This window comes from Belnapia mucosa, from assembly GCF_016775475.1.
GTDB lineage: Bacteria > Pseudomonadota > Alphaproteobacteria > Acetobacterales > Acetobacteraceae > Belnapia > Belnapia mucosa.
In genome coordinates this window covers 355,412-377,261 of record NZ_JAEUXJ010000004.1, presented here as the reverse complement: position 1 = coordinate 377,261, position 21,850 = coordinate 355,412, and the positions used below count along the sequence as shown (strand labels likewise).

Annotated in this window: 25 protein-coding genes and 1 tRNA gene; 14 read left to right on the top strand and 12 right to left on the bottom strand. The window is 70.5% G+C overall.

Features of this window, described 5'->3' with window-relative positions:
* Nucleotides 1-15 precede the first annotated feature (15 nt).
* Nucleotides 16-1,182, top strand: coding sequence for a thiolase domain-containing protein (locus JMJ55_RS12765; RefSeq protein WP_202825926.1), 1,167 nt, complete (start codon nucleotides 16-18; stop codon nucleotides 1,180-1,182).
* Between the two features lie 5 nt (nucleotides 1,183-1,187).
* Nucleotides 1,188-1,580, top strand: a complete 393-nt coding sequence (locus JMJ55_RS12760) for a Zn-ribbon domain-containing OB-fold protein (protein ID WP_202825925.1) — start codon at nucleotides 1,188-1,190, stop codon at nucleotides 1,578-1,580.
* 51 nt (nucleotides 1,581-1,631) lie between these two features.
* On the opposite strand, the gene glnA is transcribed toward JMJ55_RS12760, so the two are convergent.
* Nucleotides 1,632-3,053: a type I glutamate--ammonia ligase gene (gene glnA / locus JMJ55_RS12755; RefSeq protein WP_202825924.1), complete on the bottom strand. Its 1,422-nt coding sequence runs from the start codon at nucleotides 3,051-3,053 to the stop codon at nucleotides 1,632-1,634.
* A gap of 244 nt (nucleotides 3,054-3,297) precedes the next feature.
* A complete protein-coding gene (locus tag JMJ55_RS12750) occupies nucleotides 3,298-3,636 on the bottom strand; it encodes a P-II family nitrogen regulator (RefSeq protein WP_202825923.1) in 339 nt (112 codons plus the stop codon).
* 318 nt (nucleotides 3,637-3,954) lie between these two features.
* On the opposite strand from JMJ55_RS12750, the gene JMJ55_RS12745 reads away from it, so the two are divergent.
* The 3 genes from JMJ55_RS12745 to JMJ55_RS12735 all read left to right on the top strand — a co-directional run bounded on the left by JMJ55_RS12745 (nucleotide 3,955) and on the right by JMJ55_RS12735 (nucleotide 6,119).
* Complete coding sequence (locus JMJ55_RS12745; protein WP_202825922.1) at nucleotides 3,955-5,151, top strand: aminotransferase; 1,197 nt, start codon at nucleotides 3,955-3,957, stop codon at nucleotides 5,149-5,151.
* A gap of 42 nt (nucleotides 5,152-5,193) precedes the next feature.
* Nucleotides 5,194-5,266 (top strand) — tRNA-His (locus JMJ55_RS12740).
* Nucleotides 5,267-5,333: 67 nt separating this feature from the next.
* Nucleotides 5,334-6,119 (top strand): SDR family oxidoreductase, encoded by a 786-nt coding sequence (locus tag JMJ55_RS12735; protein WP_202825921.1) that lies wholly within the window; start codon nucleotides 5,334-5,336, stop codon nucleotides 6,117-6,119.
* Here the strand turns inward: JMJ55_RS12735 and JMJ55_RS12730 are convergent.
* Nucleotides 6,116-6,466 carry a hypothetical protein gene (locus JMJ55_RS12730; protein WP_202825920.1) on the bottom strand — a complete coding sequence of 117 codons (351 nt, stop codon included), beginning with the start codon at nucleotides 6,464-6,466 and terminating at the stop codon, nucleotides 6,116-6,118. The two genes, JMJ55_RS12735 and JMJ55_RS12730, sit on opposite strands and share 4 nt — an antisense overlap.
* 114 nt (nucleotides 6,467-6,580) lie before the next feature.
* Here JMJ55_RS12730 and JMJ55_RS12725 point away from each other — a divergent pair, with 114 nt between their 5' ends.
* Nucleotides 6,581-7,393, top strand: coding sequence for an aspartate dehydrogenase (locus JMJ55_RS12725; RefSeq protein WP_202825919.1), 813 nt, complete (start codon nucleotides 6,581-6,583; stop codon nucleotides 7,391-7,393).
* Here JMJ55_RS12725 and yddG read toward each other — a convergent pair.
* The gene (gene yddG / locus JMJ55_RS12720) at nucleotides 7,390-8,262 is read right to left on the bottom strand and encodes an aromatic amino acid exporter YddG (protein ID WP_202825918.1); all 873 of its coding nucleotides are present in this window, start codon (nucleotides 8,260-8,262) and stop codon (nucleotides 7,390-7,392) included. The genes JMJ55_RS12725 and yddG overlap by 4 nt on opposite strands.
* A gap of 33 nt (nucleotides 8,263-8,295) precedes the next feature.
* Between yddG and JMJ55_RS12715 the strand changes: the two genes are divergently transcribed.
* Nucleotides 8,296-8,637: a phage holin family protein gene (locus tag JMJ55_RS12715; protein WP_202825917.1), complete on the top strand. Its 342-nt coding sequence runs from the start codon at nucleotides 8,296-8,298 to the stop codon at nucleotides 8,635-8,637.
* A 1-nt stretch (nucleotide 8,638) separates the two neighbouring features.
* Here JMJ55_RS12715 and JMJ55_RS12710 read toward each other — a convergent pair whose 3' ends face one another.
* From JMJ55_RS12710 to phbB, 4 genes are all read right to left on the bottom strand, one after another.
* The gene (locus JMJ55_RS12710; protein ID WP_202825916.1) at nucleotides 8,639-9,250 is read right to left on the bottom strand and encodes a GDSL-type esterase/lipase family protein; all 612 of its coding nucleotides are present in this window, start codon (nucleotides 9,248-9,250) and stop codon (nucleotides 8,639-8,641) included.
* Nucleotides 9,247-9,897 (bottom strand): YciI family protein, encoded by a 651-nt coding sequence (locus JMJ55_RS30980; RefSeq protein ID WP_236033655.1) that lies wholly within the window; start codon nucleotides 9,895-9,897, stop codon nucleotides 9,247-9,249. Before JMJ55_RS30980 ends, JMJ55_RS12710 begins: the two co-directional genes overlap by 4 nt.
* 56 nt (nucleotides 9,898-9,953) lie before the next feature.
* Nucleotides 9,954-10,193 (bottom strand): hypothetical protein, encoded by a 240-nt coding sequence (locus JMJ55_RS12695; RefSeq protein WP_202825915.1) that lies wholly within the window; start codon nucleotides 10,191-10,193, stop codon nucleotides 9,954-9,956.
* 76 nt (nucleotides 10,194-10,269) lie between these two features.
* Nucleotides 10,270-10,992 carry an acetoacetyl-CoA reductase gene (gene phbB / locus JMJ55_RS12690; protein WP_202825914.1) on the bottom strand — a complete coding sequence of 241 codons (723 nt, stop codon included), beginning with the start codon at nucleotides 10,990-10,992 and terminating at the stop codon, nucleotides 10,270-10,272.
* A 138-nt stretch (nucleotides 10,993-11,130) separates the two neighbouring features.
* On the opposite strand from phbB, the gene JMJ55_RS12685 reads away from it, so the two are divergent.
* Complete coding sequence (locus JMJ55_RS12685; RefSeq protein WP_202825913.1) at nucleotides 11,131-12,111, top strand: Bug family tripartite tricarboxylate transporter substrate binding protein; 981 nt, start codon at nucleotides 11,131-11,133, stop codon at nucleotides 12,109-12,111.
* A gap of 6 nt (nucleotides 12,112-12,117) precedes the next feature.
* Here JMJ55_RS12685 and JMJ55_RS12680 read toward each other — a convergent pair whose 3' ends face one another.
* Both JMJ55_RS12680 and JMJ55_RS12675 read right to left on the bottom strand, forming a co-directional pair.
* On the bottom strand, nucleotides 12,118-12,714 hold the full coding sequence (locus JMJ55_RS12680; protein WP_202825912.1) for a glycine zipper family protein: 597 nt from the start codon (nucleotides 12,712-12,714) through the stop codon (nucleotides 12,118-12,120).
* An 88-nt stretch (nucleotides 12,715-12,802) separates the two neighbouring features.
* Nucleotides 12,803-13,903: a M20/M25/M40 family metallo-hydrolase gene (locus tag JMJ55_RS12675; protein WP_202825911.1), complete on the bottom strand. Its 1,101-nt coding sequence runs from the start codon at nucleotides 13,901-13,903 to the stop codon at nucleotides 12,803-12,805.
* On the opposite strand from JMJ55_RS12675, the gene JMJ55_RS12670 reads away from it, so the two are divergent.
* The 5 genes from JMJ55_RS12670 to JMJ55_RS12650 are packed head-to-tail and all read left to right on the top strand — an operon-like array spanning nucleotide 13,902 to nucleotide 18,769.
* On the top strand, nucleotides 13,902-15,074 hold the full coding sequence (locus JMJ55_RS12670; RefSeq protein ID WP_236033654.1) for a pyridoxal-phosphate dependent enzyme: 1,173 nt from the start codon (nucleotides 13,902-13,904) through the stop codon (nucleotides 15,072-15,074). The genes JMJ55_RS12675 and JMJ55_RS12670 overlap by 2 nt on opposite strands.
* Nucleotides 15,071-16,171, top strand: a complete 1,101-nt coding sequence (locus JMJ55_RS12665) for an alanine racemase (protein ID WP_202825910.1) — start codon at nucleotides 15,071-15,073, stop codon at nucleotides 16,169-16,171. The genes JMJ55_RS12670 and JMJ55_RS12665 overlap by 4 nt, the downstream gene beginning before the upstream one ends.
* 21 nt (nucleotides 16,172-16,192) lie before the next feature.
* Nucleotides 16,193-17,488, top strand: a complete 1,296-nt coding sequence (locus JMJ55_RS12660) for a dicarboxylate/amino acid:cation symporter (protein ID WP_202825909.1) — start codon at nucleotides 16,193-16,195, stop codon at nucleotides 17,486-17,488.
* A gap of 34 nt (nucleotides 17,489-17,522) precedes the next feature.
* Nucleotides 17,523-17,930: a (Fe-S)-binding protein gene (locus tag JMJ55_RS12655; protein WP_202825908.1), complete on the top strand. Its 408-nt coding sequence runs from the start codon at nucleotides 17,523-17,525 to the stop codon at nucleotides 17,928-17,930.
* Nucleotides 17,921-18,769, top strand: coding sequence for a heterodisulfide reductase-related iron-sulfur binding cluster (locus JMJ55_RS12650; protein WP_202825907.1), 849 nt, complete (start codon nucleotides 17,921-17,923; stop codon nucleotides 18,767-18,769). The genes JMJ55_RS12655 and JMJ55_RS12650 overlap by 10 nt, the downstream gene beginning before the upstream one ends.
* Here the strand turns inward: JMJ55_RS12650 and JMJ55_RS12645 are convergent.
* A complete protein-coding gene (locus JMJ55_RS12645; protein ID WP_202825906.1) occupies nucleotides 18,766-19,836 on the bottom strand; it encodes an NAD(P)H-dependent flavin oxidoreductase in 1,071 nt (356 codons plus the stop codon). The genes JMJ55_RS12650 and JMJ55_RS12645 overlap by 4 nt on opposite strands.
* Before the next feature lie 157 nt (nucleotides 19,837-19,993).
* Here JMJ55_RS12645 and JMJ55_RS12640 point away from each other — a divergent pair, with 157 nt between their 5' ends.
* Nucleotides 19,994-20,887, top strand: a complete 894-nt coding sequence (locus JMJ55_RS12640; RefSeq protein ID WP_202825905.1) for a LysR family transcriptional regulator — start codon at nucleotides 19,994-19,996, stop codon at nucleotides 20,885-20,887.
* Here JMJ55_RS12640 and JMJ55_RS12635 read toward each other — a convergent pair whose 3' ends face one another.
* The gene (locus JMJ55_RS12635; protein WP_202825904.1) at nucleotides 20,888-21,850 is read right to left on the bottom strand and encodes a Bug family tripartite tricarboxylate transporter substrate binding protein; all 963 of its coding nucleotides are present in this window, start codon (nucleotides 21,848-21,850) and stop codon (nucleotides 20,888-20,890) included. It lies immediately after the preceding gene.

Genomic DNA, 21,850 nt, shown 5'->3' with positions numbered 1-21,850 from the left:
GGAGGGAGGGGCGGAATGACCATCAAGGGCAAGGCCTATATCGCGGGGGCCTATGAGCACCCGACGCGGCTGGCCAAGGACAAGTCGGTGGCCCAGCTGCATGCCGAATCGGCGCTCGGCGCGCTGCGGGATGCGGGGCTGACCAAGGCCGATGTGGACGGGTATTTCTGCGCCGGCGACGCGCCCGGCCTCGGCCCGCTGGCCATGGCCGACTACATGAACCTGACGCTCCGCCACCTGGACAGCACCGATCTCGGCGGCTGTTCCTACATCGCCCATGTCGCCCATGCGGCGGAGGCGATCGCGGCCGGGCGCTGCTCCGTCGCGCTGATCACGCTCGCGGGCCGGCCGCGGTCCGAGGGGCATTCGGGCGCGACGCCCCGCATCCGCGGCGCCGATGCGCCCGACACGCAATGGGAATTCCCGACCGGCGTGGCGACGGTGAATGCCTATGCGATGGTCGCCGCCCGGCACATGTACCAGTTCGGCACCACGCCCGAGCAGCTGGCCTGGGTGAAGGTCGCGGCCAGCCACCACGCACAGCACAACCCGCATGCGATGCTGCGCGATGTGGTGACGGTGGAGCAGGTGGTCGGCAGCCCGCTGATCGCGACGCCGCTGCATCGCCTCGATTGCTGCGTCGTCTCGGATGGCGGCGGGGCGCTGGTGGTGGTGGCGCCCGAGATCGCCCGCAGCCTCAAGCGGCCGCTGGTGAAGGTGCTGGGCGCCGGCGAATCCATGAAGGGCCAGATGGGCGGCGATGTGGACCTGACCTATTCGGCCGGCGTCCGCAGCGGGCCGGCGGCCTTCGCCGAGGCCGGGGTGAAGCCGGCCGACATCCAATACGCCTCGGTCTATGACAGCTTCACCATCACCGTCGTCGTGCAGCTGGAGGATCTCGGCTTCTGCGAGAAGGGCCAGGGCGGGAGGTTCGTCGCCGATGGCAACCTGATCTCGGGCGTCGGCAAGCTGCCCTGGAACACCGATGGCGGCGGGCTCTGCAACAACCACCCGGCCAATCGTGGCGGCATCACCAAGGTGATCGAGGCGGTGCGGCAGCTGCGCGGGGAGGCGCATCCGGCGGTGCAGGTGAAGGATTGCCGGCTGGCCCTGGCGCATGGCACCGGCGGGCTGCTCGGCAGCCGGCACGGCGCGGCGACGCTCATCATGGAACGGGAGTAGAGGCCATGGCGAAGGAACGCAGCATCCCAGCGCCGATGGCGAATCCGGAGACCGAGCCCTTCTGGGCGGCGGCGCGCGAGGGACGCTTCCTCATCAAGCGCTGCACCGCATGCGGCAAGGCGCATTGGTATCCCCGCGCCTGCTGCCCGCATTGCATGAGCGAGGCGACGGAATGGGTCGAGAGCCCGGGCCGCGGCACAATCTACAGCCTCAGCGTCATGAAGCGCGCGCCGGAGGTCTATGCGGTCGCCTATGTGACGCTGGAGGAGGGGCCGACGATGATGACCAACATCGTCGAATGCGACTACGACAGCCTGGCGATCGGCCAGGCGGTGCAGATCGCCTGGCGGCCGACCGCGGAGGGCGGCCCGCCTTATCCGGTGTTCAAGCCGCGCTGAATTGAAAAGGGCCGCACCTCGCGGTGCGGCCCCCTTCGGCTTCGGTCCTGATCAGACCGAGTAGTACATCTCGAACTCGACCGGATGCGGGGTGTGCTCGAAGCGGTAGACCTCGCCCCACTTCAGCTCGATGTAGCTCTCGATCTGGTCCTTGGTGAAGACATCGCCGGCCAGCAGGAAGTCGTGGTCGGCCTCGAGCGCGCCGAGCGCCTCGCGGAGCGAGCCGCACACCGTCGGGATGCCCTTCAGCTCCTCCGGCGGCAGGTCGTAGAGGTCCTTGTCCATCGGGTCGCCCGGATGGATCTTGTTCTTGATGCCGTCGAGGCCGGCCATCAGCATCGCGGCGAAGGCGAGGTAGGGGTTCGCGCCCGGATCGGGGAAGCGGACCTCGACGCGCTTCGCCTTCGGGCTCGTCGCGTAGGGGATGCGGCAGGACGCCGACCGGTTGCGGGCCGAATAGGCCAGCAGTACGGGGGCCTCGAAGCCCGGGATCAGCCGCTTGTAGCTGTTGGTCAGCGGGTTGGTGAAGGCGTTCAGCGCCTTGGCGTGCTTGATGATGCCGCCGATGTAATACAGCGCTTCCATCGACAGGTCGGCATAGCCATTGCCGGCGAAGAGCGGCTTGCCATCCCGCCAGATCGACTGGTGGACATGCATGCCCGAGCCGTTGTCGCCATAGACCGGCTTCGGCATGAAGGTGGCGGTCTTGCCGTAGCTGTGGGCGACGTTGTGGATGCAGTACTTGTAGATCTGCATGAAGTCGGCCTGCTGCACCAGCGGGCCGAACTTGGTGCCGAGCTCGTGCTGCGACTGCGCCACCTCGTGGTGGTGCTTCTCGCCGGGGACGCCCATCTCGATCATGGTCGAGAGCATCTCGGCGCGCAGGTCGACTTCGCTATCGACCGGGTTGACTGGGAAGTAGCCGCCCTTCACGCCGGGCCGGTGGCCCATATTGCCTTCCGGGTAGTCCTTCATGTTGGCGCCGGGGCCTTCGATGGACTCCAGCGAGAAGTGGCCGAAATTGCCGCCCGTGCCGAACTTCACGCTGTCGAACACGAAGAACTCGGCCTCGGGGCCGAAGAAGGCGGTGTCGCCGATGCCGGTCGACTTCAGGTAGGCCTCGGCGCGCTTCGCGGTCGAGCGCGGGTCGCGGGAGTACATCTGGCCGGTCGAAGGCTCGATGATGTCGCAGAACAGGATCAGCTGCGGCTTGGCCGAGAAGGGATCCATGCAGGCATTCTCGGGATCCGGCATGAGGATCATGTCGGACTCGTTGATCGCCTTCCAGCCGGCGATCGAGGAGCCGTCGAACATGATGCCGTCCTCGAACACCTCCGGCTCGACGGTGGAGACGTGCTGGGCGGTGTGCTGCCACTTGCCGCGCGGATCCGTGAAGCGGAAGTCCACGTATTCGACGCTGTGCTCCTTGATCATCTCCATGACCTTGGAGACGGCGGCTGCCTTGTCCGTCATGCGCTTCTGTCCTGTATCCTAGCTGGTCCCGAAACCCCTTGCGGGGCCCACGATGCCCTTTGCCGCGGCAGGGGCCTGAAGCCCTCGGCCGCGAACCGGCCCGCGCCCTGCCCTCTATGGGGCGGCACGCCGGCCGGGTCTGCCCGCTGCCGGCCCCGGGCGAGGCTGGCGGCGGCTGATGCCCTGACCCTGATGCACCATTCCGGGATTTCGCAAAATCCGGAATTCGGCGGTGCGACCGGGGCTATACGGCGTCGTCGCCCCGTTCTCCGGTGCGGATGCGGATCACCTCCTGGATGTCGGAGATGAAAATCTTGCCGTCGCCGATGCGGCCGGTTCGCGCGGCCTGGGAGATCGCCTCGACGGCGCGGTCCACCAGGTCGTCGGTGCAGACCACCTCGATCTTCACCTTCGGCAGGAAGTCCACGACGTATTCGGCCCCACGGTAGAGTTCCGTATGGCCTTTCTGGCGCCCGAAGCCCTTGGCTTCGACGACGGTCAGACCCTGCAGACCGATCTCGTGCAGGGCATCCTTCACCTCGTCGAGCTTGAAGGGCTTGATGATGGCCTCGATCTTTTTCATCGGCTCCGCTTTGCGTCCAGCGTGTTTGGTCCCGAATTCGGGAACCGATCCCGAAGCTGTTCGGCCTGACGTTTCCCGTTGCGCCATCGCCGCGCGACGCTGTTTTGCACGCCGCATGCCACCCGTTCAATCGGGCGTGTCCAGGGATTCCGGCCCCATCGGTGGCGAATGCGCCTCATCAGGCGGCAGATGGCCCATAAAAGCGGCAAACTCTGTCTGGTGGTCGGCCCCAGGTGACCGCGGGCCCCGGATGCGTATGATGGGCGGATTGGCCCGGCGCCGGGCCTCCTCATACAGGACCAGGGAAAGGCAGGGCGGATGAAGCCCCAGAACGATCTGCTATCGGCCACCGGCACCACCATCTTCACGGTGATGTCCGCGCTGGCCGTCCAGCACGGCGCCATCAATCTCGGCCAGGGCTTCCCCGACTATGACGGGCCGGAGGATGTCATCGAGGCCGCGGCGGCGGCGCTGAAGGATGGTCGCAACCAATACCCGCCGCTGACCGGCGTGCCGGAACTGCGCGAGGCCGTCGCTGCCCATAACCGGCGCTTCTACGGGATCGAGGTCGATCCCAATGCCGAGGTCGTCGTCACCTCCGGCGCCACCGAGGCGATCACCGCCTGCCTCATGGCGGTGCTGAACCCGGGCGACGAATGCGTCCTGATCGAGCCGCTGTACGACACCTACCTGCCGGTGGTGCGGATGCTGGGGGCGATCCCCCGAATGGTCCGCCTCTCGCCGCCGAAATGGGAGCTGCCGCGGGCCGAGCTGGCCGCCGCCTTCGGGCCGAAGACCAAGGCCATCCTGTTCAACACGCCGATGAACCCGACCGGCAAGGTTTTTACGAGCGCCGAGCTCGCTTTCATCGCCGATCTGATCCAGCGCCACGACTGCTACGCCATCTGCGACGAGGTCTATGAGCACCTGACCTTCGATGGCTGGAAGCATATCCCGCTGATGACCCTGCCGGGCATGCGGGAGCGCTGCATGCGGATCGGCTCGGCCGGCAAGACCTTCAGCCTGACCGGCTGGAAGGTGGGCTACATCACCTGCGACCGCACTCTCGCCCCGAATGTGGCGAAGGCGCATCAGAACCTCACCTTCACCACCCCGCCCAACCTGCAGCGGGGCGTGGCGGTCGGGCTGATGAAGGACGATGCCTATTTCGCGGGCCTCTCGGCCAGCCTCGAGGCGCGGCGCGACCGGCTGGCGAAGGGTCTGGCGGAGCTCGGCTTCGGGGTGCTGCCAACCCAGGGCAGCTACTTCATCACCACGGATTTCCGCCCGCTCGGCTTCAACGGCGACGACGTGGCCTTCTGCCGGCTGCTGACCGAGGAGGCGAAGGTGACCGCCATCCCGGTCACCGCCTTCTATGCCAGCCCGGACGCGCCCAGCCACTATGCCCGCTTCGCCTTCTGCAAGGGCGAGGCAGTGATCGATGCGGCGCTGGAGCGGATGCGGGCCTGGCTGGCCTCGCGTGGCGGCCGGCAGTTGACGGCGGTGGCCGGCTAGCCCTATCACCCCCGCGCCGGGGCTTGCCGCCCCGGCACGATGGCGGCCTTAGCTCAGTTGGTAGAGCGCCAGGTTGTGGTCTTGGATGTCACGGGTTCGAGTCCCGTAGGTCGCCCATCCCTTTTCCCCCTCCCGCCGCTGGCGCAGGATGCGCCCCGACCGCAAACCGGGGGGAAGCATCCATGCAACTCAGACTCGATGGCCGTGCCGCGCTGATCACCGGCGGCTCCAAGGGCCTCGGCCTCGCCATGGCCAAGGCTTTCGCCGAGGCGGGTGGCCATGTGGCGATCGTCGCCCGCGGGCAGGACTCGCTGGCCAAGGCCGAGGCCGAGATCCGCGCCGCCGCGCCGGAGGCCAAGGTGGCCGCCATCGCCGCCGATATCGCCACCGCCGAGGGCTGCAACGCCGCCTTTTCCGCCGCCGAGGCGGCGCTCGGGCAGGTGGACATCCTGGTGAACAATGCCGGGACTAGCCAGCGTGGCCCTTTCCCCAGCGTCACCGACGAGCTGTGGCAGAGTGACCTCGACCTCAAGCTCTTCGCCGCCATCCGCCTGGCGCGGCTGGCCTGGCCGGGGATGCAGGCGCGGCATTGGGGGCGGATCATCAACGTGCTGAATATCGGCGCCAAGGCGCCGCCGGCCGAGGGCGCGCCGACCGCGGTGACGCGCGCCGCCGGCATGGCGCTCACCAAGGTGCAGGCCAATGAGGGTGCCAGGCACGGCATCCTGGTGAATGCCATGCTGGTCGGCATCATCGAGAGCGACCAATGGGTCCGCCGCCACGCCTCGGAGCAGCGGAACATCACCTGGGAGGAGTGGAAGGCGGAGATGGGCAAGCCCGTGCCGGTTGGCCGGCTGGGGAAGCCGGAGGAATTCGCCGGCCTCGCCCTGTATCTCTGCAGCCAATACGGCGGCTACGTGACCGGGACCGCCATCAACGTGGATGGCGGCCGCAGCCCCGTAGTCTAGCGGTTGCGCGGATAGGCGCCGGAGGTGTTGGAGCCGGTCGTGCGGTCATAGGCGCGTTCGGCCGCCGTGCCCGGCGGGTTGCCCGCACGGCCATCCGACTGGGACGGATAGGCGCCGGAGGTGTTGGTGCCGGCAGCGCGGTCCAGGGCCCGCTCGGCGGCGGTGCCGGAAGGGTTGTTGCCGCGGCCATCGGCCGAGGTGCGCGGGCTGTCGGTCGCGCGGTCATAGGCGCGCTGCGTGGCGGTGCTCGGCGGGTTGCCGGCCGTGCCGTCGCGCGGGCCGCCACAGGCAGCGAGGCCGGTCAGCAGGGCAGCGGCGGCGATGCCGTGCAGGATGTGGCGGGTCATTCGACTGGCTCCTTGTGGTTGCATCGTTCCACCTAAAGCCCGAACGCCGTGCGGGTTCCGTGCTGCGGTCGATTCGGCTACAGCCTTGTGATGGGCGGCCAGAGGGAGGCAGGCATGGCAGGCGAATTGCGCGTGGCGATCGGCGGGCTCGGGGCCATCGGCGCCCATCTGGCCCGGGCCCTGGATGCGGGTGTGCAGGGCCTTCGCCTCACCGCCGTCGCGGCGCGGGACCAGGAGAAGGCGCGCCGCACCATCGCCGGCTTCCGCAGCGCGCCGGCGCTGGTCGCTCTGCCCGAACTCGCCGAGGCGGCGGATGTCGTGGTGGAGGCGGCGCCCGCCGCGGTCTTCGAGTCCATCGCCGAATCCGCCATCGCCCGCGGCCGCATCTTCGTGCCCTCCAGCGTCGGCGCGCTGCTGCCGCGGATGCATCTGGTGGATCGTGCGCGCGAGACAGGCGCCCGCATCGTGGTGCCGACCGGCGCGCTGCTCGGGCTGGATGCGGTCCGCGCCGCGGCCGAGGGCGATGTCTCCAGCGTTACCATCGAGACGCGCAAGCCCCCGCGCGGGCTGGAGGGCGCGCCCTATCTGATCGAGAACGGGATCGACGTGCTCGGCATCACCACGCCGCGGCTGGTCTTCAAGGGCAATGCCTTCGATGCGGCGCGCGGCTTCCCGGCCAATGTGAATGTCGCCGCGGCGCTGGCGCTCGCCGGCATCGGGCCGGAGCGCACCATGGTCGAGATCTGGGGCGATCCGACGGTCACCCGCAACACCCATACCATCCGGGTCGAGGCCGCGGCGGCGCGGCTGACCATGACGATCGAGAATGTGCCGAGCGAGGAGAACCCCCGCACCGGCAAGATCACCCCGCTCTCGATCCTCGCCTGCCTGCGCGGGCTGACCAGCACGCTGAAGGTCGGCAGCTAGGCTCGCGCCGCCAGCACGCCGCCGCCCGCGACCAGGGCGGTGGCGGCCAGCACCTGCCAACTCAGCGCACCCTCGCCGAGCGCCACCAGCAGCAGGGTGGAGGCGACCGGCGTCGCATAGCCGAGGGTGCCCAGCAGCCGCGGGTCGCCCCGCTTCATCCCGATATCCCAGAGGAAGAAGGCCGCCCCCATCGGGCCGAGGCCAAGCAGCAGCACCGCCAGCCATTGCCGTGGCCCCGGCATCGCTGGCGCCTCCAGCCCGAGATGTGCGGCGAAGGCCAGCGCGGCGGAAGCGAGGCAGAAGCCGGCCACCGCCTCGGTCGGCACGGAGGCCAGCCGCCCCGACAGGACGGAATAGAGCGCCCAGGTCATGGCGGCGCCGATGGCGCAGGCGAAGCCGGCCAGCGCCTCGGCCGGGAAATGCGCGCCACCGGCCAGCAGCAGTGCCGCCCCGGCCGCGCCCAGCGCCACGCCCAGCAGCCGCCGTGGCCCGAGCGGCAATCCGCGCAGCGGCGCCGAGAGCAGCACGATCAGCAGCGGCCAGGTGTAGTTCAGCAGATTGGCCTCGACCGGCGGGGCGAGGGCCAGGGCGGCGAAATAGAGGGCATGGAATCCGGCCAGCCCGCCGACACCATGCGCCCAGGCCACCGGCCCTTGCCGCAGCGCCCCGAGTCGCCCGCGTGCCGCGACGACACCGAGGCCGAGCAGCCCGCCGGCGGCGAAGCCGAGCGCCGTCAGCAGCAGCGGCGGAAGGGGCTGCGCCATTCGGGCCAGCGGTGCGAGGAAAGCCCAGAGCGCGAGCGCCGCGCATCCGGCCAGGGTGGCAGTGTTCGACAAAATGATAGGGTCCAAAGGCGCAGGCCGCACCATATGCGGCGGCGCAGCATTTGCGGAGACGCCTCGATGGGATTCCTTGCCCGCCTCTTCATCACCGCCTTCGCCCTTTGGGCCGCGACCCAGCTCGTGCCCGGCATCCTGGTGCGGGGCCTGCCGAGCCTGTTGCTGGCGGCGCTGATCTTCGGCCTGGTGAATGCGGTGGTGCGGCCGGTGCTGGTCCTGCTCTCCTTCCCGCTGACGATCGTGACGCTCGGCCTGTTCCTGCTGGTGATCAATGCGGCGATGCTCGGCCTGACCGCGGCGTTGCTGCCGGGCTTCGCGGTCGAGGGTTTCGGCCCGGCCTTCTGGGGCGCGATCGTCGTCTCGCTGGTGAGCTGGGCGGCGAATCGGATCTTCACCGGACCCTGAGCTACCCGCCGGACAGCGCCCGCCAGGGCGCCCAGGCCTCGATCAGCGCTGCCATGGCGGCATAGCCGGCGGCATCCGGATGGATGCCGTCGCCGCGCGCGGCGCCATGCCGCCAGGCGGCACTGGCCGAAAGCGGCGCGTGCAGCGGCAGGAAGGGCACCTGCATCGCCGCCGCCACCGCCGCCAGTTCGGGCGAAAGCGCCGCGACGCGGGCATCATGCTCCGCCTCATGCAGCAGCGGCGGCGGGCCCAACATCAGCGTCGGCCAGCGCGCGGCCGACCAGCTCAACACCTCCGCCGCATTGTCGAGCGTCGCCTCCAGCGGCACCCGCGGCAGCCCATCCTCCAGCACCGTGTCATTGGCGCCGAAGCAGAAGATCACTGCATGGGTGTCGCCGCCGGTGGCGAGCAGCCGGGCCAGCACTTCCGCTTCCGTGCGGCGGCGGATATCGGCGCTGGTGTCGCGCCGGATGCCGAGATTGTAGGCGGTGGCCGCGACGCCGCGATGCCAGGCGGCCGCGGTGATGCGTCCGACCCAGCCGAGCGCCGTCTCGTCGCCGGCGCCGGCGGTGAAGCTGTCGCCGACGCAGCAGAAGCGCAGGTCGTGCGTCATGTCGCGCCCGGCAGCGGCCGGTAGGGCAGCGGCGCGAAGCGGGTGTGGTAGAGCGTGGTGCGCTGCCAGACGCCGCCGGTCACATAGGGGTCCTCCGCCAGCCAGGCCCGCGCCCCGGCCTCGTCCGGCCGGGCGATGACGGCGATGGAGCCGGTCATGCGGCCGCCCGGCGCATCGAGGATTGCGCCGCCCATGGCGAGCGTGCCGTCCTCCGCCATCGGCCGCACGCGCGCCATATGCTGGCCGCGGACCGCGAGCCGCCGCTGCTCGGCTTCGGCATCCGTGCCGTCCCAGGCGAAGATCACCGTATGCGTCGGCGCGCTGGCGATGGGCGCGCCCGGCTGTGGCAGCGGCCGGTAGGGCAGGGGGGCGATGCGGAAGGGGAAGGTCTCGACCCGCTGCCACACCTCGCCCTGATTGAAAGGCTCGGCGGCGAGATAGGCATCGAGCCCCGCCTGGTCCGGCACCTCCAGCACCATCAGCGAACCGAGGATTCGCCCCGCGGCGGAAAACAGCGGCACGCCGAGCGCCAGCCGCCCATCCGCGGCCCAGGCGTTGAGAACCTCGATGTGGCGGTCGCGCACCGCCATGCGGCGCTGCAAGGCGCCCTCATCCTCGCCGTCGAATGCCAGGATCGCGTAGCCCATGCCAAAGCCCTCCCGCGCCGCAGGATGCCGTGCGGAAGGGGCGAAGGCCAGCCGATCTATTTGTTGGTGCGGCCCTGATTGCCGGTGACGGCGCCGGAAGGCGAGACGTCGTTCATGACATCGCCCTCGGCGGTGTTGTCGCCCTCGATCGTCTCCGGATCGACGCCGGTGCGGGAATAGACGCCCTTCGAGCTGCCGATGCCCGGATTGCGCTCCAGATCGTCCGGCGGGCGGGGGGTATCGACGCTGCGGCCATCGCCGCGATTGTCGGGGCCGGTATTGTGCTTGTTGCTCATGGCGTCCCTTGTCCCGGTTGGAGAGTCGCCAGAACGGATGGCGGCGGCGGGTGTTCCCGCCGCCGCGCCGCCAACCTCAATACATATGCTGGCCGCCATTGATCGAGAGGGTGGAGCCGGTGATGAAATCGGCTTCGTCAGCGGTCAGGAAGACCACGCCGCGCGCGATATCCTCGGCGCGACCGAGCCGGCCGATCGGGATGCGCGCGATGATCTTCTGCAGCACATCGGGGGGGACGGCACGCACCATCTCGGTATCGACATAGCCGGGTGCTACGGCATTCACCGTCACCTGGTTGCGGGCGCCTTCCTGGGCGAGCGCCTTGGTGAAGCCATGGATGCCCGACTTCGCCGCGGCATAATTCACCTGGCCGAGCTGGCCGGCCTGGCCGTTGATCGAGCCGATATTGACGATGCGGCCGAATTTCCGGGCATTCATCCCGTCCCAGACCGCCTTGCACATGTTGTAGCAGGAGCCGAGGTTGGTATCGATCACCTCATCCCACATGGTGCGGTTCATCTTGCGCAGCATCGCGTCGCGGGTGATGCCGGCATTGTTCACCAGCACCTCGATCGGACCGACCTCGGCCTCGATCCGCTCCACCGCTTCCGTGCAGGCGGTGAAGTTGGAGACGTCGAATTTGTAGCAGGGGATGCCAGTCTGTTCGGTGAAGGCCTGCGCAGCGGCCTCGTTGCCGGCATAGCTGGCGACCACGGTCCGGCCGGCGGCCTTCAACCCCTCACTGATCGCAGCGCCGATTCCGCGCTGCCCACCGGTGACCAATGCAACCCGTGCCATGCTCGTCCTCCCGTTGAAGTCTCCCAACGCTAGGTCAACGCGGTTTCGGCCCAAGGTTCAAGCGGGAATGAGGACGCGCCGGCATTGCCGTAGCCGCCACCGGGGTATACCGCTCGGGACAAGATGATGGAGGATGCGATGTCTCGGCCCGATCCCGCCCGCCGCGACCTGCTGCTCGGCCTTGCCGCCGCCGGGCTGGGCGGCCCGGCCCTGGCGCAATCCGCCCGTGCCGTGACCATCGTCGTGCCCTATGCGGCGGGCGGCGGCACCGACATCACCGGGCGCGAATTCGCCCAGGTCTTCGCGCCCGAGTTGGGCCAGACCGTCGTCGTTGACAATCGCGGCGGCGCGGCGGGGCAGGTCGGCTCGGTCAGCGTGGCGCGGTCGCGGCCGGACGGCACCACGCTGCTCTTCGCCGTCTCGACCAATATCATCGTCAACCCGCATCTGCAGAAAAGCGAGCGGCTCGACCTCGCCACCGCCCTGCAGCCGGTGGCGCAGGTCTCCTCCTACCAATACGTGCTGGTGGTGCATCCGGACGTCCCGGCGAAGACCCTGCCGGAGCTGCTCGCCTATATCCGCAGCCGGCCGAAGGGGGACCTGACCTATTCCTCGGGCGGCGTCGGCAATGCGAACCACCTGGCCGGCGTGCTCTTCTCCGAAGCCGCGAAGGTCGAGATGGAGCATGTGCCCTATCGCGGCACCGCGCCGGCGCTGCTGGATGTGGTGGCCGGGCGGGTGACGATGAATTTCTCCTCGCCCCCGCCGGCGCTGACCCTGGTGCGAGAGGGGAAGCTGCGCGCCATCGCCGTGACCGGCGACCACCGTATTGCCGCCCTGCCGGATGTGCCGACCCTGACCGAGGCCGGGCTGCCCGGCGCGGTCATCACCGGCTGGCATGGGCTGTTCGCCCCCGCCGGCGTGCCGGCCGAGCTGATGGACAGGATGGAGGCCACGGCGCGCCGTGCTGCCGCCACGCCGAAATTCCGCGAGCGGCTGGAGCATGACGGGCTGGAGCCCGCCCCGGAGCAGCCCCGCGCCGCCTTCGCCGAGGCGGTGCGGAGCGAGAGCGCCTTCTGGGCGCGGAAGGTGAAGGAACTGGACCTGAAGCTGGAGTGACGCTGCCTACCAACGGCGCCAGCCATAGGGATGTCCCCAGGGGCGGCCCCAGTAACGCCCGCCATAGACGCCGAAGGAGACGCTCGGCCCCCAGTAATAGGGATAGGGATAGCCATAGGGCACCGCATAGGCCGGTGGCGCATAGGCATAGGCCGGTGGCTGCGGCGCGCTGATGGTGTTCCCCGCGCTGGTCATGCACTGGGCATAGGCCATGTCGTAGCGCTGCTGCAGCGACCCGGATGAGGCATTGGCGTTGTTGGCGCCGATCGCCGAGCCGGTCAGCAGCCCCGCCCCGGCGCCGACCGCGGCGCCCGTCCCCGCCGCGCCGCCAGCCGCCCCCAGCAGGGCACCCGCTGCCGCACCGACAGCGGTGCCGACCGCGGCGCTGCCGACCGCCGACTGATTCGCGGCCTGGGCCGGCGTGGTGCCGCCGATCTGCGCCTGGGCGTAGTTGCGGCAGTTCAGGTCCTCGCCCTGGAAATGGGCCATGTCCTTGCCCTTGGACGGCAGAGCGAAGACGGAGGGGCCGGTGGGCGGGGCCACGGCGCAGGCGGCCAGGGCCAAGGGGAGGATCAATGCAAGGCTGGCACGGGCGGTCGGCATCGGGAATCGGTCTCTGTGCGGTGTGGCCAGGGTGCCGAGGATATGGGGCACGCCGGCAGCCTTTCCAATATCGTTACATGTCAGACCATTAAGCGGCACGTGAGGCTTCCGTCAGCAGCCGGGCAAAGAGCGGCACCGCCGCCTCCAGCGCCGCAACGGGGATGCATTCATGCGGCGTATGCGCCGTCTCGATCCCGCCCGGGCCGAGGATGACGCAGGGTGCGAGGGATTGCAGCTCCGAGGCATCGGTGCCGAAGGCCGCGGTGCGCGATGCCTGGCCCGAGAGCATCGCCGCATGGCGGATCAGCGGATGCTCGGCCGGCAGCTCCGGCGGCGTGCCCTCCGCGGCGATCTCCAGCTCGACCCCGGCTCGGGCCGCGGCGGCGCGGATCTCCTCGAGGATCGGCGCGCGGTCCAGGCTGCGGCTGGCGCGGAACTTGATGCGGCAGGTGGCGAGCGGGACGGTGACGTTCACCGCCGTGCCGTGGTTGTCGATGACCAGGTTGAAATCGGTGAAGGGCGGGTTATAGGCGGGGTCGTGCAGCGCCGGATCCTCGCGCAGCCGCAGATGGATGGCGCGCATCTCCGCCAGGAAGGGGATCAGCACCCAATTGGCATTGCGCCCCAGCGCGCCGGAGGAATGCGCCTGCACCCCATGCGCGCGGGCGACGATGTTGACCGAGGAGCGGTGGCCGCGGATCGGCACCAGCCCGGTCGGCTCGGCGACGACGATCCCACGCAGGCCGAGGGACTGCGCGAGCGCGCTGCCGGCTACCGCCCGGGCGCCCGCCTTGGTCGTTTCCTCATCAGTGGTGATGAGGAGGGTCGCCGGCACCCCGTCCGGGACGGATTTCGCGGCCATGACGCAGGCGGCGACCGCGCCCTTCATGTCGACGCTGCCGAGCCCGTGCAGCCCCCCCTCGGCATCGAGCCGCGGCGTCCAGGGATCCTCGGTCCAGCCGGTCTCCGGCACCGTGTCCATATGGCCCGAAAGGGCATAGCCGCCCGGCGGGCCGCGATGCGCGACCAGCGCCCGCTTCGCCACCCCGGCCGCATCGGTGTAGTCCAGCCGCTCGACCTCAAAGCCCGCCAGCTCCGCCTCGATCCGCTCGGCGACGGGGAGGTTGGAGCGGGAGGAGCGGCTGTCGATGGCGATCAGGTCGCGGGCGAGGGTCAGGACGGGGCTCATGCCGCCAAGCCTTGCCGCGGCCGGGCGAAAGGGCAAGTCTCCGCGGATGGAAATGCTGGCCTATCTCGACCCGCGCACCGGCCGCACCTGGCCGCTCGGTGCTCCCCGCTGGTGTGGCGACAATCAGGAACCGCTGCTGCTGACCGAACAGCCTGGCATCGGCCCGGATGCGATCGACCGCACGACCCGTAGCCTCTGGCGGTATCGCGCTGCCCTGCCGCCCTTGGCCGGCGAGCCGATCACCATGGGCGAGGGCTGCACCCCGCTGGTGCCACGCCGCATCGCCGGGGCGACCGCGCTGCTGAAATGCGAATGGTTCATGCCGACCGGCAGCTTCAAGGACCGCGGCGCCTCTGTCATGCTCTCCCTGCTGCGGGCCGAGGGCGTGACCGCGGTGCTGGAGGACAGCAGCGGCAATGGCGGCGCCGCCATTGCCGCCTATGCCGCGGCCGGGGGCATGCGGGCGAAGATCATGGTGCCGGCCAGCACCTCCCCGGCGAAGACCGTGCAGAGCCGGGCGAGCGGGGCCGAGATCGAGCTGGTGCCAGGCAGCCGGCAGGATTGCGCCGACGCGGCCCTGCGCGAGGCGGCGAACATCTTCTATGCCAGCCACAACTGGCACCCCTATTTCCTCCAGGGCACCAAGACGCTGGCCTATGAGCTCTGGGAGGATCTCGGCTTCCGGGCACCGGACAACGTCATCATCCCCTGCGGCGCCGGCTCCAACGTGCTCGGCTGTGCCATCGGATTCAGCGAGTTGATGCGCGCCGGCAGCATCGACCGGCTGCCCCGCATCTTCGCGGCGCAACCAGCGAACTGCGCCCCCATCGCCCGCGCCTTCCTGGACCTCGACCCGGAGCCAGCGCGCGCCACCATTGCCGAGGGCACGGCCATCGCCCAGCCGCTCCGCCTGCCGGAATGCATCGGCGTGCTGCGTCAGACCCAGGGTGGCGCGGTGATGCTGAGCGAGGAGGCCATCGTCACCGCGACGCTCGACCTCGCCCGCACCGGCATCTATGTCGAGCCGACCTGCGCCCAGGCGGCGGCGGCCTTCGCCAAGCTGCTGGAGACGGGGACGATCCGCCCCGAGGAACGGACGGTGGTGGTGCTGACCGGCACAGGGCTGAAGGCGACGCCGCGCATTGCGGAACTGATGGGAGTGGCGCTGTGACCCTCGACGACCTGCCCACCCCCTGCCTCGTCCTCGATCTCGGCCTGCTGAAGCGCAACCTGGCGGCGATGCAGGCGGCGGTGGATCGCCATCCCGGCCTAGTGCTGCGACCGCATCTGAAAACGGCGAAGAGCCGCGAGGTGGCCCGCCTCGCCTCGCCGGATTTCGGCCCGGTCACGGTCAGCACCCTGGCCGAAGCGCGCTACTTCGCCGAGGCCGGCTGGCGCGACCAGATCTATGCCGTCGGCATCACCCCCGCGAAGCTCGATGCGGTGGCGGCGCTGAACGAGGCCGGCGCCGCGGTGAAGGTCATCACCGACGATCTCGACGTCGCCCGCGCCATCGCGCTCCATCCCGGCCCGATCGAGGCGCTGATCGAGGTGGATGTGGGCGAGGGCCGCGGCGGCATCCCGCCCGAGGATCCGCTGCTGGAGGCGATCGGCGCCGCGCTCGGCCCGCGCCTCGCCGGCGTGCTCAGCCATTCCGGCCACAGCTATAACGGCCGCAGCCCGGAGGACATGGCCGCGGTCGCCGAGGCCGAGCGGGCCGGCATCACCACGGCCGCCGCCCGGCTGCGGGCGGCGGGGCTGCCGGTGCGGATCGTCTCGCTCGGTTCCTCCCCCACCGCGCTCTATGCGCGGCGGATGGATGGCGTCACCGATGTCCGGGCCGGCGTCTATATGTTCGGCGACCTGTTCCAGGCCCAGCTCGGCACCCATGCGACGGAGGATATCGCGCTGACCGTGCTCGGTTCGGTCATCGGGCGGAGCGCGGCGCGCAACACGCTGCTGCTGGATGCCGGGGCGCTGGCCTTGTCGAAGGATCGCAGCACGGCGGCGGCGCCGGTCGATTACGGCTTCGGCCTGGTGCTGGACCGGCTCGGCCGCCCGAGCCTCGGCCGGGCCATCATCACCCGTGCCTATCAGGAGCACGGCGAGGTCCAGAACGGGGCGCCGTTGCCCGCGTTACCGGTCGGCGCGCGGCTGCGGGTGGCGCCCAATCATTGCTGCCTGACTGCGGCGGCGCATGATCGGTACTACGTGGTCGATGGCGGCGAGGAGGTGATCGCGGTCTGGGACCGGGTCAACGGCTGGTAGGACGAACGGGGAATACTCAGTATGGCGCGGCGCTGGCTGTCCTTGCTTTATGTCCAGGTGCTGATCGCCATCGTAATAGGTGTCGCGCTCGGCGCCCTCTGGCCGGAGACGGGGGCGGCGCTGAAGCCGCTCGGCGACGGCTTCATCAAGCTGATCAAGATGGTCATCGCCCCGGTCGTCTTCCTCACCGTGGTCCACGGCATCGCCAGCGTGAAGGATGCCGGCCGGATCGGCCGCGTCGGCGTGAAGGCGATCCTCTATTTCGAGGTGGTCTCCACCTTCGCCCTCGCCATCGGGCTGATCGTCGCCAAGGTCTTCCAGACCGGGTCGGGCTTCAACATCGATCCGAGCCAGCTCGATGCGAAGGCGGTGCAAGGCTACGCCCAGCGCGCGCAGTCGGACAGCGTGATCGACCACTTCATGCACATCATCCCGGACACCTTCATCGGCGCCTTCGCCGGCGGCGACCTGCTGCAGGTGCTGTTCCTCGCCGTGCTGACCGGCTTCGCCATCAATGCCCTGCCCGAGCGCGCGCGGGACGCGGCGAGCCATGCCGTCGACAGCCTCAGCGCCATCTTCTTCGGCGTGGTCAAGATCGTTGTGCGGGCGGCGCCGATCGGGGCTTTCGGCGCCATGGCCTTCACCATCGGCGCCTATGGCTTCGGCTCGCTGATCCGCCTCGGGGAGCTGGTGGCGACCTTCTACCTCACCTCCATCCTCTTCGTGCTGCTGGTGCTCGGCAGCATCGCCCGCTTCTGCGGCTTCTCCATCATCCGTTTCGTCGCCTATATCCGCGAGGAGCTGCTGATCGTCCTCGGCACTTCCAGCAGCGAGAGCGTGCTGCCGCAGATCATGCAGAAGCTCCGGCGGCTCGGCTGCTCGCCCAATGTGGTCGGGCTGACGGTGCCGCTCGGCTACAGCTTCAACCTCGACGGCACCAATATCTACATGACGCTGTCCACGATGTTCCTCGCCTATGCGACGAACACGCATCTGACGTTGGGGCAGGAGCTGACGATCCTGCTGGTCGCCATGCTGACCTCGAAGGGCGCCTCGGGCGTGACGGGGGCGGGGTTCGTGACGCTGGCGGCGACGCTCTCGGTCATCCCGGACATCCCGATCACGGCGCTCGCCGTCCTGGTCGGCATCGACAAATTCATGAGCGAGTGCCGGGCGCTGACCAACCTCGTCGGCAATGGCGTCGCCTGCGTCGCGGTCAGTCGCTGGGAGGGGGAGCTGGACACCGCCCGCCTCCAGGCCGAACTGGCTCGCGGCCCGACCACCCATGCGCTGGAGGATGCGCAGCCGGCGGAGTAGCCGCCGGCCTTGTTCCAGAGCTAGGCTCGGCCGCATGAGCCTCGCCGACCATATCCGGACCGAGAGCGCCCGCCTCGCCGCGCTCTGCACCGCCTGCGGCGAATGCGTGCGCGCCTGCCCGATGGTGCCCTATGCCCCGGGCGTCGCCGAGTCCGGGCCCGAGGCCGTGGCGGCTGGTCTGGTCGATGTGCTGCGCGACGGGCCGGGCACGGAGGCGGCCCGCGCCTGGATCGCCGCCTGCACCCGCAGCGGCGTCTGCACCCCCGCCTGCCCGGAGCGGATCGACCCGGCCTTCATGCTCCGCCTGGCCACCTGGCGGGCCAAGGGCGCGCTCGGCGCCGCACCGCTGATCCCGGTGAAGGAGGATCCGCAGCTGCCCGCCCGGGTGAAGGCCTTCGCCCGCCTGACCATGACCGAGGAGGAGCAGCGCGCATGGCTGTAGCAGGGGCAGGGGACCGCGCCGTCTTCTGGTATGGCTGCAACATGACCCGCCATGGCGAGGTCATTCGCGCCACCGCCCGGTTGCTGGAAGCGGTCGGCATCGATGCCGTGACCACCGGCGGGCCGGGCAGCTGCTGCGGCAGCCCGAAGGATGCCAATGCCCGGATCAACGAAGGCATGGCGCGCCGGACGATCCAGCAATTCAACGCCACCGGCCGGCCGGTGGTCGCCACCTGGTGCCCCTCCTGCCACATGAACATGCAGGACAGCATGGCGCCGGTGACGCCGACGAATTTCGAGACGGTGCATGTGACCGAACTCCTGCACAGCCGCCAGGACCGGCTCCGCCCGCTGCTGGCGCGGCCGGTGCGGGCGCGGGTGCTGCTGCATGCACATCTCGGCTTCAACACCCGGGTGCCGGTGAACGGGCTGGTCTCCGACCTGCTGCGCCTGGTCCCGGGGCTGGAGCTGGTGGAGCACCCGATCCGCGTGCCGGGCCATATGTGCTCCTCCCTCGCCGCCGTGCCGGGCGCCCTGGCCGATGCCGAGGCGGCGACGCTGGCGGCCATGGCGGAGACCGGCGCCGACACGCTCTGCACCATCTTCCATTCCTGCCACCGGGAGCTGGTGGCGCTGGAGCGTGGCCGTCCGCTTCGGGTGCTGAACTGGGTCCACCTGTTGGCCGAGAGCGCCGGCTGGGCCGCCGAGGATGGCTACAAGGCGATGCGCAACGCCGAGGACCCGCGTGCCGCCCTGGGCGAGGCGCGGATCGAGGCGGCCGGCGATGTCGCCTTCGCCCGGCTGGTGGAGCCGGAGCTGCGCAAGCCGCCGACGCTTTAGCCGAGCAGCGCCCGCGCGCCCTCCCAGACGCTGCGCACGATCTCGCCCGCCGGCTCGGCGCGCGCCAGGGCCGCGGATTGCCCGGCCCAGGCCTGCAGCCGGTCGATATCGTCGGCCTTCGTACCCTGGTCCCGCATCGGCCCGGTCAACCCGCGCTGCACCGGATAGGGGGCGGGCAGCGGCGCATCCGGCGCGGTCGCCGCCTGCACATAGGCGGTGGCGATGCTGCGCCCTGGCCGGCCGCTGAAGACGCGGCTGACCCGCGTGCCCTCGGGCGGCGTCCGGGCCAGGGCCGCGGCCCAGGCCGGGGCCAGCTTCGCCTCCGGCGTGCGCAGCAGCCCGGTGCCGATCTGCGCCGCCGAGGCGCCGAGGGTCAGCGCTGCCGCCACGCCACGTGCATCGGCGATGCCGCCCGTCGCCACCACCGGGATCCGCACCGCATCCACCACCGCGGGGATCAGGGCGAAGAGCCCGACCATCTCCGCCTCGCCCCGGGCTGCATCGAAGCAGCCGCGATGGCCGCCCGCCTCCATCCCCTGTGCGACGACCACATCGGCCCCCGCCGCCTCGGCCGCCCGCGCCTCGGCGACGGTCGAAATATTGGCGATCCAGGCGATGCCGCGGGCCTTCAGCCGCGCCACGAATTCGGCCGGGAAGAGGCCCATGACGGAGGAGACGGCGGCCGGCGCCGCCTCCAGCAATGCCTCGCATTGCGCGGCGAAATCGGGTGGGGTGGCATCGCCTGCCGCCTCCGGCACTTCCGGCCCCCAGGCGCCCAGGAAGTGCCGCACCGCCGCCTCCGCCACCGGGTCGCGCCGCGGTGACGAATCGGGAATCCAGAGATTGAGGCTGAAGGGGCCGTTGGTTGCCCCGCGCACCTCCGCCGCCCAGTCCAGGATCGCCTTCGGCTGCATCAGCAGCGCGCCGCAGGCGCCCAGGCCGCCGGCATTGGCGACGGCGATGGAGAGCGAGGGCGGACAGGCCCCCGCCATGGGGGCGAGGAGGATCGGCAGCCGGAGGCCGAACCGCTCGCAGAAGGCCGCGCTGCGCGCCAGGGCCGTGGTCATGGGGCATCTCCGTGCCGTTGTCGGCGCCGAGACTCCCGCCGCCCGGGCGCCGGCGCAAGCGATGATCGGTGATCCCGGCCATCGCCCGCACAGATGGCCGTCGCTTGCCGCCGGCCCCGCAACCCGCCTTACTGCCGCCAGCAAGGGAGGGCGCCGCATGGACCTGGCCGATCTCCGGATGTTCGAGGCCGTGGCGCGGCTCGGCAGCATGAGCCGGGCGGCGGAGGGGCTGCATACCGTGCAGTCCAACGTCACCGCGCATATCCGCCAGCTTGAGGCGCGGCTCGGCACCGCGCTCTTCCTGCGCGGCGGGCGCGGCGTGCAGCTCACCCCGGCGGGCGCGCGGCTGCTGCCGCATGCGCGGCGGGCGTTGCGGGTGGTGGAGGATGCGCGGCGCGCGGTGCTGGATGATGGGCGCCCGCAGGGGGCGCTCTGCCTCGGTACGCTGGAGACGACGGCCGCCATCCGCCTCGCCCCGGCGCTGATCGGCTTCGCCGCGGCGCATCCGGCGGTGGATCTCACGCTGCGCACCGGCACGACCTGCGAGCTGCTGGCCCAGGCCCTGGCGCAGGAGGTGGAGGGCGCCTTCCTCTGCGGCCCGCTCGCCCATGAGGAACTGGAGGCGCTGCCGATCTGGGAGGAGGAGCTGGTGCTGCTCTCGGCGCCGGGGACGCGGCCGCTGGAGCAGCTGCGCGCGGCGGGCGGCGCCTGCCGGATCATCGTGCTGCGCGCCGGCTGCTCCTATCGCCAGCGGCTGGAGGAGATGCTGGTCCGCCGCGGCATCCCGGCGCCGCGGGTGCTGGAATTCGGCACGCTGGAAGCGATCTTCGCCAGCGTCGCCGCCGGGCTCGGCATCACCCTGCTGCCGCGGGCGCTGGTCGGGCCGGTGGTCGCACCCGGCCGCCTGGCGGTGGAGGCGCTGCCGGGCGAGGAGGGCCGGGTCGAGACCCTCTTCGTCCGGCGGCGCGATGCCTATGCCTCCAGCGCGCTCCGCGCCTTCCTCGATTCCGTGCGGGGCGAGGCGACGGCGCGGGCGGTGGCCGCGGAGTAGTCAGCCCTCCGTGCTGAGGTTCAGCCGCTCCGCGATCTCGGTCCATTCCCGCAGGTTGCGCTCGATCTGGGCGCGGAAGGTGGCCGGATCCTGGTAGCTCGGGATGGTGTCGATCGCCAGCAGGCGCTGATGCGTCTCCGGCTTCGCCGCGGCGACGCGGAAGGCGGCGACCAGCCGGTCCAGCACCGGTTGCGGCGTCCGCGCCGGGGCCATCAGGCCGGAGAAGCCGCTGAAGCTGAACCGGTCGGAGAAGCCCAGCTCCCGCAGGTTCGGCACATCCGGCATGGAGGGTACGCGCCGGTCTCCGCTCGCGGCCAGCGCCCGAACGCGGCCGGCCTTCATCATCTCCCCGGCCGCGGCCATGCTGTGGAAGCCGCCATGGATGGAGCCGCCGAGGATGTCCTGCAGCATCGGCGTCTCGCCCCGATAGGCGACATGCGTCATCTGCAGCTTCGCCTCCTCGGCCAGCATCAGCGCGAAGGCGTGCCCCGTGCTGCCCGGCGCATAGGAGCCGAGCGAGAGGTCCCGCCCGCGCGCCCATTCGGTGAATGCTGGCATGCTGGTGACCGAGGCCGGCACCCGCGGCCCGACGCAGAACAGGATGGAGGTGGTGCCGAGCCGGCCGATCGGGGCGAAGTCCGCGACCGGGTCATAGGGGAAGCGCCGCATCACCACCGGCGTCTGGACATGGGTGGTGATGGTGAAGAGCAGCGTATAGCCGTCGGGTGCTACCTTGGCCGCGGCCTCGGTTCCGATCAGCCCGCCGCCGCCGCCGCGATTCTCGATGACGATCGGCTGGCCGAGCTCCGGCTGCATGCCCTCGGCAGCGATCCGCGCCCAGGTATCGGTGCCGCCGCCGGGCGGGAAGGGCACCAGGAAGCGGATCGGCCGATCGGGATAGCCGCTTTGGGCATGGGCGATGGCCGGCAGGGCGAGGCCGGCGAGGAGTGAGCGACGGCGCAT

What these genes read in the sequence shown, in the direction of transcription:
- JMJ55_RS12655 (WP_202825908.1), top strand. Translation starts at nt 17,523, where the DNA reads ATGAGCCTCGCCGACCATATCCGGACCGAGAGCGCCCGCCTCGCCGCG.
- JMJ55_RS12715 (WP_202825917.1), top strand. Translation starts at nt 8,296, where the DNA reads ATGGGATTCCTTGCCCGCCTCTTCATCACCGCCTTCGCCCTTTGGGCC.
- JMJ55_RS12675 (WP_202825911.1), bottom strand. Translation starts at nt 13,903, where the DNA reads ATGAGCCCCGTCCTGACCCTCGCCCGCGACCTGATCGCCATCGACAGC.
- JMJ55_RS12765 (WP_202825926.1), top strand. Translation starts at nt 16, where the DNA reads ATGACCATCAAGGGCAAGGCCTATATCGCGGGGGCCTATGAGCACCCG.
- JMJ55_RS12660 (WP_202825909.1), top strand. Translation starts at nt 16,193, where the DNA reads ATGGCGCGGCGCTGGCTGTCCTTGCTTTATGTCCAGGTGCTGATCGCC.
- phbB (WP_202825914.1), bottom strand. Translation starts at nt 10,992, where the DNA reads ATGGCACGGGTTGCATTGGTCACCGGTGGGCAGCGCGGAATCGGCGCT.
- JMJ55_RS12730 (WP_202825920.1), bottom strand. Translation starts at nt 6,466, where the DNA reads ATGACCCGCCACATCCTGCACGGCATCGCCGCCGCTGCCCTGCTGACC.
- JMJ55_RS30980 (WP_236033655.1), bottom strand. Translation starts at nt 9,897, where the DNA reads ATGGGCTACGCGATCCTGGCATTCGACGGCGAGGATGAGGGCGCCTTG.
- JMJ55_RS12750 (WP_202825923.1), bottom strand. Translation starts at nt 3,636, where the DNA reads ATGAAAAAGATCGAGGCCATCATCAAGCCCTTCAAGCTCGACGAGGTG.
- JMJ55_RS12685 (WP_202825913.1), top strand. Translation starts at nt 11,131, where the DNA reads ATGTCTCGGCCCGATCCCGCCCGCCGCGACCTGCTGCTCGGCCTTGCC.
- JMJ55_RS12645 (WP_202825906.1), bottom strand. Translation starts at nt 19,836, where the DNA reads ATGACCACGGCCCTGGCGCGCAGCGCGGCCTTCTGCGAGCGGTTCGGC.
- JMJ55_RS12640 (WP_202825905.1), top strand. Translation starts at nt 19,994, where the DNA reads ATGGACCTGGCCGATCTCCGGATGTTCGAGGCCGTGGCGCGGCTCGGC.
- JMJ55_RS12635 (WP_202825904.1), bottom strand. Translation starts at nt 21,850, where the DNA reads ATGCGCCGTCGCTCACTCCTCGCCGGCCTCGCCCTGCCGGCCATCGCC.
- JMJ55_RS12680 (WP_202825912.1), bottom strand. Translation starts at nt 12,714, where the DNA reads ATGCCGACCGCCCGTGCCAGCCTTGCATTGATCCTCCCCTTGGCCCTG.
- JMJ55_RS12695 (WP_202825915.1), bottom strand. Translation starts at nt 10,193, where the DNA reads ATGAGCAACAAGCACAATACCGGCCCCGACAATCGCGGCGATGGCCGC.
- JMJ55_RS12650 (WP_202825907.1), top strand. Translation starts at nt 17,921, where the DNA reads ATGGCTGTAGCAGGGGCAGGGGACCGCGCCGTCTTCTGGTATGGCTGC.
- JMJ55_RS12735 (WP_202825921.1), top strand. Translation starts at nt 5,334, where the DNA reads ATGCAACTCAGACTCGATGGCCGTGCCGCGCTGATCACCGGCGGCTCC.
- JMJ55_RS12745 (WP_202825922.1), top strand. Translation starts at nt 3,955, where the DNA reads ATGAAGCCCCAGAACGATCTGCTATCGGCCACCGGCACCACCATCTTC.
- yddG (WP_202825918.1), bottom strand. Translation starts at nt 8,262, where the DNA reads ATGGTGCGGCCTGCGCCTTTGGACCCTATCATTTTGTCGAACACTGCC.
- JMJ55_RS12710 (WP_202825916.1), bottom strand. Translation starts at nt 9,250, where the DNA reads ATGACGCACGACCTGCGCTTCTGCTGCGTCGGCGACAGCTTCACCGCC.
- JMJ55_RS12725 (WP_202825919.1), top strand. Translation starts at nt 6,581, where the DNA reads ATGGCAGGCGAATTGCGCGTGGCGATCGGCGGGCTCGGGGCCATCGGC.
- JMJ55_RS12760 (WP_202825925.1), top strand. Translation starts at nt 1,188, where the DNA reads ATGGCGAAGGAACGCAGCATCCCAGCGCCGATGGCGAATCCGGAGACC.
- glnA (WP_202825924.1), bottom strand. Translation starts at nt 3,053, where the DNA reads ATGACGGACAAGGCAGCCGCCGTCTCCAAGGTCATGGAGATGATCAAG.
- JMJ55_RS12670 (WP_236033654.1), top strand. Translation starts at nt 13,902, where the DNA reads ATGCCGCCAAGCCTTGCCGCGGCCGGGCGAAAGGGCAAGTCTCCGCGG.